Source organism: Ramlibacter sp. (assembly GCF_036383835.1).
Lineage (GTDB): Bacteria > Pseudomonadota > Gammaproteobacteria > Burkholderiales > Burkholderiaceae_C > Ramlibacter.
This window is the reverse complement of record NZ_DASVNN010000071.1, coordinates 1-10,374: the sequence shown is the minus strand read 5'-3', so window position 1 is coordinate 10,374 and position 10,374 is coordinate 1. Positions and strand designations below refer to the sequence as shown.

Annotated in this window: 11 protein-coding genes; 8 read left to right on the top strand and 3 right to left on the bottom strand. The window is 69.3% G+C overall.

The genetic code is table 11. The annotated features are described in order from the left end of the window. Positions 1–238 precede the first annotated feature (238 nt). Positions 239–1,945 (bottom strand): thiamine pyrophosphate-binding protein, encoded by a 1,707-nt coding sequence (locus tag VF522_RS12000; RefSeq protein WP_330908499.1) that lies wholly within the window; start codon positions 1,943–1,945, stop codon positions 239–241. A gap of 42 nt (positions 1,946–1,987) precedes the next feature. Here VF522_RS12000 and VF522_RS11995 point away from each other — a divergent pair, with 42 nt between their 5' ends. The 5 genes from VF522_RS11995 to VF522_RS11975 all read left to right on the top strand — a co-directional run bounded on the left by VF522_RS11995 (position 1,988) and on the right by VF522_RS11975 (position 6,963). Then, entirely contained in the window at positions 1,988–2,638 is a 651-nt protein-coding gene (locus VF522_RS11995; RefSeq protein WP_330908498.1) for a TetR/AcrR family transcriptional regulator, read from the top strand. Positions 2,639–2,736: 98 nt separating this feature from the next. Continuing rightward, entirely contained in the window at positions 2,737–3,711 is a 975-nt protein-coding gene (locus VF522_RS11990; protein WP_330908497.1) for a tripartite tricarboxylate transporter substrate binding protein, read from the top strand. 15 nt (positions 3,712–3,726) lie between these two features. Beyond that, entirely contained in the window at positions 3,727–4,890 is a 1,164-nt protein-coding gene (locus VF522_RS11985; protein ID WP_330908496.1) for a Gfo/Idh/MocA family oxidoreductase, read from the top strand. Positions 4,891–4,900: 10 nt separating this feature from the next. Then, the gene (locus VF522_RS11980; protein WP_330908495.1) at positions 4,901–6,085 is read left to right on the top strand and encodes a dihydrodipicolinate synthase family protein; all 1,185 of its coding nucleotides are present in this window, start codon (positions 4,901–4,903) and stop codon (positions 6,083–6,085) included. Further along, the gene (locus tag VF522_RS11975) at positions 6,085–6,963 is read left to right on the top strand and encodes a sugar phosphate isomerase/epimerase family protein (RefSeq protein WP_330908494.1); all 879 of its coding nucleotides are present in this window, start codon (positions 6,085–6,087) and stop codon (positions 6,961–6,963) included. The genes VF522_RS11980 and VF522_RS11975 overlap by 1 nt, the downstream gene beginning before the upstream one ends. Before the next feature lie 72 nt (positions 6,964–7,035). Here the strand turns inward: VF522_RS11975 and VF522_RS11970 are convergent, their stop codons facing one another. Further along, on the bottom strand, positions 7,036–7,575 hold the full coding sequence (locus tag VF522_RS11970; protein WP_330908493.1) for a polymer-forming cytoskeletal protein: 540 nt from the start codon (positions 7,573–7,575) through the stop codon (positions 7,036–7,038). A gap of 209 nt (positions 7,576–7,784) precedes the next feature. Between VF522_RS11970 and VF522_RS11965 the strand changes: the two genes are divergently transcribed. Genes VF522_RS11965 through VF522_RS11955 form a run of 3 tightly spaced genes read left to right on the top strand, consistent with a single transcriptional unit; the run spans position 7,785 to position 10,003 of the window. After that, positions 7,785–8,486 (top strand): hypothetical protein, encoded by a 702-nt coding sequence (locus tag VF522_RS11965; RefSeq protein WP_330908492.1) that lies wholly within the window; start codon positions 7,785–7,787, stop codon positions 8,484–8,486. Positions 8,487–8,540: 54 nt separating this feature from the next. Then, positions 8,541–9,428: an aldo/keto reductase gene (locus VF522_RS11960; RefSeq protein ID WP_330908491.1), complete on the top strand. Its 888-nt coding sequence runs from the start codon at positions 8,541–8,543 to the stop codon at positions 9,426–9,428. Further along, the gene (locus VF522_RS11955; protein WP_330908490.1) at positions 9,425–10,003 is read left to right on the top strand and encodes a DUF6064 family protein; all 579 of its coding nucleotides are present in this window, start codon (positions 9,425–9,427) and stop codon (positions 10,001–10,003) included. The genes VF522_RS11960 and VF522_RS11955 overlap by 4 nt, the downstream gene beginning before the upstream one ends. A gap of 1 nt (position 10,004) precedes the next feature. On the opposite strand, the gene VF522_RS11950 is transcribed toward VF522_RS11955, so the two are convergent. After that, a partial coding sequence (locus VF522_RS11950; RefSeq protein ID WP_330908489.1) for a general secretion pathway protein GspB occupies positions 10,005–10,374 on the bottom strand: 370 nt, incomplete at its 5' end.

The window sequence follows — 10,374 nt, the reverse complement described above, 5'->3', positions numbered from 1 at the left end:
GCGCGGGCAAACACGCAGCGAGTTCGGTCGCGGGGGCCGCCTGCCCGGGCCTCGCAGGTTTGCCGAGCGCCGCAGGCGCGAAGGACGCCATGCCAGCGCGACTCCGGCCCCGCCCGTGCGGGGGCTGGCAGCCGGCGCGATGCGAAAAAGCGGGAAGCGGCGCGAAAGCGCCGCTTCAAAGACAGAAAGCTCTGGGTCCCCGCCTACGCGGGGATGACGCAGGACGCAGGATGACGGGCTACTGCTTCTTCAGCGCCGCCTCCGTGATCCCGCTCAGCGTGCCGCGCGTCGTGATCACTTCCGGGTCCAGCATCACCTCGATCAGCGTGCCCTGCTTGCGCTCCAGCGCGGCGAGCAGCGCCGGCTCGAACTCCGCGGTGCGCGTGATGCGCACGCCCTCGTAGCCGTAGGCCTTGGCGAGCCCGACGAAGTCGGGGTTCGCCAGGCGGGTGCCGGCGCCTTCGGTGCGCTTGGGGTACTCGCGCTCCTGGTGCATGCGAATGGTGCCGTACATGCCGTTGTTCAGCAGCACGATGATCGAACGCGCGCCGCACTGCGAGGCCGTCGCCAGTTCCTGGCCGTTCATCAGGAAGTCGCCGTCACCGGCCATCGTCAGCGCGACGCGGCCCGAGACGATGTTGGCCGCGATGCCCGCCGGCACGCCGTAGCCCATCGCGCCCGAGGTCGGCGCGAGCTGCGTCTTGTGGCCCTTGACGAGGCCATGGTGGCGGAAGAACCGGTGCGTCCACGACGCGAAGTTGCCGGCGCCGTTGGTGATCAGCGCGTCCTCGGGCAGGCGCTTCTGCAGCACGGACACGATCGCCGGCATGTCGATGTCGCCCGGCAGTTTCTGCGGCTTGAGGTTCTCGAGGTAATCGGCGTTGGCCGACGCGGCCCACTCGCTGCCCCACGGCACGTCCGGCGGCGCCGTCAGAACCTCGAGCGATCGCGCCGCGGCGTTCATGGTGGCGTTGATCGCGAGATCGGCCTGGTACACCCGGTTCAGCTCCTCGGCGCTCGCGTGGATGTGCACCAGCTTCTGCTTCGCCTTGGGCGGCGTCAGCAGCGTGTAGCCACCGGTGGTCATCTCGCCCAGGCGCGGGCCGATCGCCACGATCAGGTCGCAGTCCTTGATGCGCGCCGCGAGTTTCGGGTTGATGCCGATGCCGACGTCGCCGGCGTACAGCGGATGGTGGTTGTCGAAGGTGTCCTGGAAACGGAAGGCATTGCCCACCGGCAGCTTCCAGTTCTCGGCGAAGCGCTGCAGCGCCTGCGCCGACTGCGGCGTCCAGCCGCCGCCGCCCGCGATCACGAAGGGCTTCTTCGAGGCGAGCAGCATCTCGCGCAGCGTGCGCAGCGCGCCCGGGTCGCTCCAGGACTCCACCGCTTCCACGCGCGGCAGGGGACGCGACGCCGTGGACTTCGTCAGCATGTCCTCCGGCAGCACCAGAACCACCGGGCCGGGCCGGCCGTTCATGGCGGTGGCGAAGGCGCGCGCCACGTACTCGGGGATGCGGTCGGGATCGTCGATCCGCTCCACCCGCTTGGCCATGCCCTTGGTGCTCGGCCCGAAGAAGTTGTTGTATTCGACTTCCTGGAAGGCCTCCCGGTCGCGCTGGTCGCTCGCCACGTCGCCGACGAACAGCACCATGGGCGTCGAATCCTGGAAGGCCGTGTGCACGCCGATGGTGGCGTTGGTGGCGCCGGGACCGCGCGTCACGAAGCACACGCCCGGGCGGTTGGTCATCTTGCCCGCGGCCTCGGCCATGAAGGCGGCGCCGCCCTCCTGCCGGTTGATCACGAATTCGATACGCTCGCGGTATTTGTGGAAGCCATCGAGCACGGCGAGGTAGCTCTCGCCGGGCACGCCGAAAGCGTGCGTCACGCCCTGCGCCACGAGGCATTCGACGATCAGGTGGCCGGCGAGCTGGGGTTCCTGGGTCATGGTGCTTCTTGACTTGATTAACTGATTGGTGAATTATCGGCCATGGCCCGAGACCCCAGCCCTGCCAACGAAGAACGCGTGCGCGACGCCGATCGCTCGCAGAGCACCATCTTAGCCGCCGCCCGCGACGAGTTCGCGGAATACGGCCTGGGCGGCGCCCGCGTGGACCGCATCGCCGAACGCGCCGGCCTCAACAAGCGCCTGATCTACTACTACTTCGACGACAAGGAACGGCTGTTCCAGGAAGTGCTGGAGCACGCCTATCGCGACATCCGCGCCGAGGAGGCGCAACTGCGCCTCCTGGACCTCGATCCGCCCACGGCGGTGCGCAGGCTGGTGGAGTTCACCTGGAACTACTACCTCGCGCATCCCGAGTTCCTGACCCTCCTGAACAGCGCCAACCTCCACAAGGCGCGGCACCTCGCCGAGTCCAGGCGCGCCCGCGAGCTGAACTCGCCCTTGATCGAGACGCTCGCCGCCGTGCTCGAACGGGGACGCCGCGAGGGCACCTTCCGCGGCGGGGTCGACCCCGTGCAGTTGTACGTGTCGATCGCCGGCATGGCGTACTTCTACCTGTCCAACAGCTACACGCTCTCGGCCATCTTCGGCCGCGAGCTGCTCGCGCCCAAGGCCCGCAGCGAACGCCTGTCCCACATGACGGACGTGATCCTGGGCTATCTCCTGCACGACTGAAACCCCGCGGCCCGGCGGGGCTTGCCAGCGGCCTTCGTGCGACCCATAATTCACCAACTAGTGAATTAAACGTTCCATCCACCACAGGAGACAAGCCCGTGAAGTCCACCCGCCGCGCCCTGGCGCTCGCCGCCGTCGCCCTCGCCCTGCCCCTCGCCGCCCCGGCGCAGTCCGGCTACCCGAACAAGCCGATCCGGGTGGTGGTGCCCTTCGCCGCCGGCAGCACCACGGACATCATTGCCCGCGCCATCACCGACAAGATGAGCCAGAGCATGGGCCAGCAGCTGGTGGTGGAGAACCGCGCCGGCGCCAGCGGCACCATCGGCCAGGCCGTGGTGGCACAGGCCGCGCCCGACGGCTACACGCTCATGGTCCACTCGTCGTCGCACACGGTCAGCCCGCACACCTTCGCGAAGCTGCCGTTCGATACGGTGGCCGACTTCGCGCCCGTCACGCCGATCTCCGCCACGCCCAACGTGCTGGTGATCTCCCCGGCGAAGAACATCAAGTCGCTGAAGGACCTGCTGGCCGCCGCGCGCGCCAAGCCGGGCAGCATGAACTTCGCCTCCGCGGGCCAGGGCAGCGCCACCCACCTGAATGCCGAGAAGTTCAAGCTGGCCGCCAAGATCGAAGCGCAGAACATCCCCTTCAAGGGTTCCGCCGAAGCCGTGACCGAGGTGGTCGCCGGCCGCGTCGACTACTACTTCTCCCCGATCGCCCCGGTGATCGGCCAGATCCGCAATGGCCAGCTGGTGCCGCTCGCGGTCGGTTCCGCCAAGCGTGCGAGCGCCCTGCCCGAAGTGCCGACCACCGCCGAAGCCGGCGTGCCCGGCTCCGAGTTCAATTTCTGGATCGGCATGTTCGCCCCCGGGAAGACGCCCAGGGAGATCGTCGACCGCCTGAACGCCGAGGTGGTGAAGGCCCTCGCCACGCCGGAAGTGAAGGAGCGATTCGTCGCGCTCGGCGCCGACGCCTGGACGCTGAAGCCGGCCGAGTTCGACGCCTACGTGCGTGACGAGATCAGGAACAACGCCGGGCTGGTCAAGGCCGCCGGCCTCGAAGTGCACAAGTAAGCCAAGGAACCCTTCATGCCGACCCAAAGACTCGGAATCATCATGCACGGCGTCACCGGACGCATGGGCATGAACCAGCACCTGATCCGCTCCATCGTGGCGATCCGCAACCAGGGCGGCGTGACGCTCTCCAACGGCGACAAGGTCATGCCCGACCCGATCCTGATCGGCCGCAACGCCGAGAAGATCGAGGCGCTCGCGAAGGCGCACGGCATCGCGCGCTGGGGCACCGACCTCGATGCCGCGCTGGCCAACCCGGACGACACCGTGTTCTTCGACGCCGGCACGACGCAGATGCGCCCCAAGCTGCTGGCCCGGGCGCTGCGCGCGAAAAAGCACGTGTACTGCGAAAAGCCGATCGCCACCACGCTGGGCGAGGCGGTGGAGATCGCCAAGGTGGCGCAGAAGTCCGGCCTGAAGCATGGCGCGGTCCAGGACAAGCTGTTCCTGCCCGGGCTGCGCAAGCTGGACATGCTGCGGCGCGCCGGCTTCTTCGGCCGCATGCTGTCGCTGCGCCTGGAGTTCGGTTACTGGGTGTTCGAGGGCGACCTGCAGCCGATCCAGCGCCCCAGCTGGAACTACCGCGCCGAAGACGGCGGCGGCATGATCCTGGACATGATGTGCCACTGGCGCTACGTGCTGGACAACCTGTTCGGCGAAGTCCAGTCCATCACCTGCCTGGGCGCCACCCACATCCCGCAGCGCTGGGACGAGAACGGCCAGCCTTACCAGTGCACGGCCGATGACGCCGCCTACGCGATCGCCGAACTCAAGGGCTTCGACGGCGAACCCATCGTGGCGCAGCTGAACATGTCCTGGGCCACCCGCGTCAACCGCGAGGACCTGGTCACCTTCCACGTCGACGGCACGCACGGCTCCGCCGTCGCCACGCTCACGGGGTGCAAGGCGCAAAGCCGCGTCAACACGCCGCGCCCCGTCTGGAATCCGGACGTGAAGCAGACCATGCAGTTCACCGAGCAGTGGCAGGACGTGCCCGACACGCAGGTCTACGACAACGGCTTCAAGATCCAGTGGGAGGCCTTCATCCGCCACGTGGTGGAGAACGAGCCGTACAAGTGGACCCTGCCGGAAGGCGCCAAGGGCGTGCAGCTGGTGGAAGCCGCGCTGCAAAGCTGGAAGGAACGCCGCTTCGTCGACGTTCCGGCCCTGCAGTTCTGAGGACGACGCCATGGCCCTGACCCTGAAGCTGCCCTCCGCCGGCGGCAAGCTGGAGACGTACACGCTGCGCGGCACGGCGCCGGTGAAGCCCGCCGCAGGCGTGAAGTTCAACCGCATCGCCTATTCCGCCGCGCACGTGGTGGCCGATCCGCTGGCGGCCATCGACCCGTGGCTGCAAAGCGCGGTCGACTGGGACGCCACCATCGCCTACCGGCAGCGGCTGTGGTCGCTGGGCCTGGGCGTGGCCGAAGCGATGGACACCGCGCAGCGCGGCATGGGCCTGGACTGGCCCACCTCGCTGGAACTGATCCGCCGCTCGCTCGATGCGGCGCGCGACGTCCCGGGCGCGCTGGTCGCGTCGGGCTGCGGCACCGACCACTTGGCACCCGAGGACGCGAAGAGCGTCGACGACGTGATCCGCGCCTACGAGGAACAGATGGCGGCCATCGAGAAGCTCGGTGGCAAGCTGATCGTGATGGCCAGCCGCGCGCTGGCCCGCGTGGCCCGGTCGCCGGCCGATTACGAGAAGGTCTACGGCCGCATCCTGTCGCAAGCGAAACAGCCTGTGATCCTGCACTGGCTCGGCGACATGTTCGATCCGGCGCTGGCGGGCTACTGGGGCACGCAAGACGCCGACGCCGCGATGGACACGGCGGTCGGCATCATCGCCGCGCATGCTTCCAAGGTCGACGGCATCAAGATCTCCCTCCTGGACAAGGACAAGGAGATCGCGATGCGCCGGCGCCTGCCCGCGGGCGTGCGCATGTACACGGGGGATGACTTCAACTACGCCGAGCTGATCGCCGGCGACGGCTTCGGCCGCGAGGCGGTGCATGGCAAGAGCGATGCGCTGCTGGGGATCTTCGACGCCATCGCGCCCGCCGCGAGCGCCGCGCTGGGCGAGCTCGCCCGGGGCAACATCGAAAGGTTCCACGCGATCCTGGGGCCGACGGTGCCGCTCTCGCGTCACATCTTCACGGCGCCCACCCGCTTCTACAAGACCGGCGTGGTGTTCATGGCCTGGCTCAATGGCCACCAGTCGCACTTCACCATGGTGGGCGGCCAGCACAGCACGCGCAGCCTGCCGCACCTGGCGGAACTGTTCCGCCTCGCCGATGCCGCCAACCTGCTGGAGCAGCCGGAGCTCGCCGCCAGGCGCATGAAGACGCTGCTGGCGCTGCACGGGGTCGAGTGATGCGCGACTTCTCGCAGGACCACCGCTGGCTGTCGATCAACACCGCCACGCTGCGCAAGAGCCGCGGCGAGGACCTGCCGCTGCCGGAGATCCTCGACGCCTGCGCGCGGCTCGGCATCCGCGCCGTGTCGCCCTGGCGCGACCAGGTTTCGGCGGCGGGCCTGTCCAACGTTTCGAAGCAGGTGCGCTCGCTCGGCCTGGAACTCTCGGGCTACTGCCGCGGTGGCATGTTCCCCGCGGCCGGCGCGGCGGGCCTGAAGGCCGCGCGCGACGACAACCGCCGCGCCGTCGACGAGGCGGCGGAACTGCGGGCCGCCTGCCTGGTGCTGGTGGCCGGCGGGCTGCCGGGCGCGCTGCAAGGCAAGGCAGCGCACAAGGACATCGCGCTGTCCCGCTCGCAGGTGCGCGACGGCATCGCCGAGTTGCTGGATTACGCGAAGCAGGCCCGCATGCCGCTGGCGATCGAGCCGCTGCACCCCATGTACGCGGCCGACCGGGCGTGCGTGAATACGATGGAACAGGCGCTGGACCTCTGCGACGAGCTCGACCCGAAGCGCAGCGGCGCCCTCGGCCTGGCCGTCGACGTGTACCATGTCTGGTGGGACCCCAAGCTGCAGCAGCAGATCGAACGCGCAGGCCAGGACCGCCTGCTCGCTTTCCACGTCTGCGACTGGCTCACGCCCACGACCGACCTGCTGAACGACCGCGGCATGATGGGTGACGGCGTGATCGACATCCCCCGCATCCGCGGCTGGATCGAGGCGCAGGGCTTCGCCGGCTACAGCGAGGTCGAGATCTTTTCCACCGGGAGCTGGTGGAAGAAGCCGCACGAGCAGGTACTGGAGACCTGCATCGCGCGGCACAAGTCGGCTGTCTAGGTCTCGTCATCCCCGCGGAGGCGGGGACCCAGGCATCCGGAGCGGCGCGGGCGCGCCGCTTTCAAACCGTGATTACTGCACAGGCTGCAGGCCCGGACGCGCGCCGGTGCCCTGCGCGGGACGGCTGCTCGGGCCGGTCGCCGCTTCGATCTCGCCGGACAGCTGGCCGCCCTCTTCGATCACCACCTTGCCGTAGCGCACCTTGCCGGTGACCTTGCCAGTGGAAAAAATCACGAGCTTCTGGCGCACCGTCAGGTTGCCGTCGAACAGGCCGCGGATCTCGGCCACGTCGATCTCGGCGGAACCCTTGAAGGAACCGCGCTCGGAAATCTGGATCACGCGCGAATCCATCGTCGCTTCCACCGAACCTTCGACCACCAGCGTGTCGCAGTCGGTGATCTCCACGCCCTTCAGCTTGATGTTCGGGCCGACGGTCAGCTTGCTCTCGCCTTCCTTGGTGGTGGACGTGACGGGAGCGGTCTGCTGCGTGGCGGCGGGGGCGGCGACCGGCGCCTGGCCCGCGGCGGCAGCGGCGTTCGGGCTCACGCCCGGACGGGGATAGGAGTCCTCGCGCTTGGGATTGTTGCTGTTGAAAAACGGTTGCAGGGCCATGAAGCGGTTTCCTCTGAGTGAATGGGAAGCGAACAGGCGCAGATGCTACGCAAGGGTCCCATTACAAGTTGGCCGCGCAGAGCAAGAGAGGTAACGAATGGCGTTGCAGCGCGCCGACGTTCCATGCGCTTCCGCCCTATCGCGTGCAGGGCTTCCTTGCGCAAGAAGCCGCGACCACGCACGATGCATGGAGGACGGAGGGCAGGCGAATGAGGAATGGGCTGCGTGCGTGGTGGTGTGCGGCGGCACTGCTGGCCGCGATGACGGCCGCGCCGGCGACGGCGCGCGACATGGAAGCGTTCGAGGTCAGCGCGGGCAACCTGCTGGTGGTGCTGCGCGAATCGCCGGGCGCCAACAAGCAGGACGAGACGCTGCGGCCCTTCGGCAAGATCAGCGCCCGCACGCCCGACGGCCGCGAAGTGGAGTTCGAGGCCAGCTGGTTCCAGTACCTCGGCGACATGCACCTGCGCCTCGTCTTCGACGGCGAACGCCGCGTGCAGAGCGCCGTCCCCGAGGACCTGCAGAAGCTGCACCTCACGCCCGAGGAAGCCCTGGCGCGCGCCGTGCACAACCTGCGGAATCGCTACGGCAGGCCGGTGGCCGAGCCATACAGCGGCGGACTGATGCAGGTGCACGGCAACGCCCCCGAGTTGGACAGCAGCTATTTCCTCGACCGCGATTTCTGGACCGAGCAGCTGCGCCGCTATCCGGCCGGCGTGGTGGCCGCGGTGCCGGGACGCGGCGGCCTGGTGTTCGCACGGGCCGACGACGAATCGGCCGTGGCCATGCTGCGATTCAGCGTGGCGGCCCAGTTCGCGAGCAACTCGGACACGCGGATCTCCTCCGGGCTGTACCTGTTCAAGGACGGCCGCTGGACCGTCTTCCAGCCGCCGCAGCCGGCGGCGGACTGAAGCACCGCTGCGCCCGCCGCAGCGATTCCAGCCCCCGGGTGCTAGTCTGCGGCCATGCAACGCCGCACGCTGCTGCGCTCGTCCCTGCTGCTGGCCGCCACGCCCGCGCTGGCGCAGGCGCCGCTGCACATGCGCGCGATCCCTGCCACGGGCGAGCAGATCCCGAGCGTCGGCCTGGGCACCTGGATCACCTTCAACGTGGGACAGGACCCGCCCGCGCGCCTGCAGTGCGTGGACGTCATGCGGGCGTTCTTCGAGGCCGGCGGACGCCTCGTCGACTCCTCGCCCATGTACGGATCGTCGCAGGGTGTCGTCGGCGACGGCATGCGCCTGCCGGGTGCGCGGCAGCGGGTGTTCTCCGCCGACAAGGTCTGGACCGGCTCCGACGGCGCCGCGCAGGTGGAAGCGTCGCGCGCGCTGTGGCAGGTGCCGCGCTTCGACCTGCTGCAGGTCCACAACCTGCTCGCCTGGGAGAAGCAGCTCGCGCTGCTGCAGCGGATGAAGGAGCGCGGCCAGGTCCGCTACGTCGGCATCACCACCTCGGAAGGACGGCGCCACCGCGAGTTCGCGCAGGTGATGCGCACGCACCAGCTCGACTTCGTCCAGTTCACCTACAACCTGGTCGATCGCGAAGTGGAGCGGGACCTGCTGCCGCTCGCGGCGGACCGCGGCATCGCGGTGCTGGCGAACCGTCCCTTCCAGGAAGGCGAGCTGCTGCGGCGCCTGCAAAGGCATCGGCTGCCGGCCTGGGCCGCCGAGATCGAGTGCACCGGCTGGGCCCAGTTCGCGCTCAAGTTCATCGTCAGCCATCCTGCCGTGACCTGCGCGATCCCGGCGACGCGCCGCGTCGACCACGTGCGTGAGAACCTCGCCGCCGGCCGCGGCCGCCTGCCCGACGAGGCGATGCGCCAGCGCATGGCGCAGCACGTGGCTGGCCTATGACCGAGTGGTGGAGCTACGGTCTTTCGGATTTCCTGATGTTCTCGCCGCAGGCCTATTGGCGCCTGGTGGCGCGCCACAACGCCGCCTGGTGGCCGGCGCAGCTCGCGGGCGCGGCCGCCTGCCTCGCCCTGCTGTGGATCGCGCTGCGCGGCGGGTCCGCGCGCGTTGCGCTGGCGATCGTCGCGATCGCCTGGGGGTTCACCGGCTGGGCGTTCCATCGGGAACGCTACGCGGAGATCTTCCTCGGTGCGCCCTGGGCAGCGGCGGCCTGCGGCGTGGAGGCAGCGCTGTTGGTCGCTGCGATGTTCGCGGCCGGCGTCGCGCCGGCACCGCGTGCGCGCCAAGCCGGCATGTCGTTGACCGCGATCGCGCTGCTCTTCCCGCTGCTGTCCTTCGCCCAGGGACGCAGCTGGCCGGAGGCGGAGGTGTTCGGCTTCCTGCCGGACCCGACCGCGCTGGCGACGCTCGGGACGCTGCTCGCGGTGGCGATGCCCGCCCGGCGCCGCATCGCCCTGGCCATCGTGCCGCTGCTGTCGCTGGCGTTCGGCCTCGCGACGCGCTGGCTGGTCGCCTGAGTCAGTACGGCACGCTGTAGCGGTAGCCGCGGAAACGCAGCACCGCGGTGCGCGCGCGGATCTGTTCCAGCACCAACCCAGGCGCGACTTCCGCGCCTTCGTTGACGACCTGGCCGCCCACGATCAGCAGGCGCTGCGCGGCATTCTCCGAATGCACGCCGCCGGAGATCGAGAGCTTCGGAAGTTCGCGCTGGATATCGGCCGGCAGTTCCGCGACGGCCAGGATGCGTTCGGCTGCAGGTGGCGCCGCAGGGACAGCCACCGGTGCCGGTGCAGCGGCGGGCACAGGCACAGGTGCAGGGGTCGTCACCACGGCGGCGACCGGCGCTTCCACCTTGGTCGCCACGCGCTCCGGCGCGCGCACCACCGCG

Bases quoted from the DNA above. Each gene is read 5' to 3' on its own strand.
- VF522_RS12000 (WP_330908499.1), bottom strand. From the start codon at position 1,945: ATGACCCAGGAACCCCAGCTCGCCGGCCACCTGATCGTCGAATGCCTC.
- VF522_RS11975 (WP_330908494.1), top strand. From the start codon at position 6,085: ATGCGCGACTTCTCGCAGGACCACCGCTGGCTGTCGATCAACACCGCC.
- VF522_RS11980 (WP_330908495.1), top strand. From the start codon at position 4,901: ATGGCCCTGACCCTGAAGCTGCCCTCCGCCGGCGGCAAGCTGGAGACG.
- VF522_RS11995 (WP_330908498.1), top strand. From the start codon at position 1,988: ATGGCCCGAGACCCCAGCCCTGCCAACGAAGAACGCGTGCGCGACGCC.
- VF522_RS11960 (WP_330908491.1), top strand. From the start codon at position 8,541: ATGCAACGCCGCACGCTGCTGCGCTCGTCCCTGCTGCTGGCCGCCACG.
- VF522_RS11985 (WP_330908496.1), top strand. From the start codon at position 3,727: ATGCCGACCCAAAGACTCGGAATCATCATGCACGGCGTCACCGGACGC.
- VF522_RS11965 (WP_330908492.1), top strand. From the start codon at position 7,785: ATGAGGAATGGGCTGCGTGCGTGGTGGTGTGCGGCGGCACTGCTGGCC.
- VF522_RS11970 (WP_330908493.1), bottom strand. From the start codon at position 7,575: ATGGCCCTGCAACCGTTTTTCAACAGCAACAATCCCAAGCGCGAGGAC.
- VF522_RS11955 (WP_330908490.1), top strand. From the start codon at position 9,425: ATGACCGAGTGGTGGAGCTACGGTCTTTCGGATTTCCTGATGTTCTCG.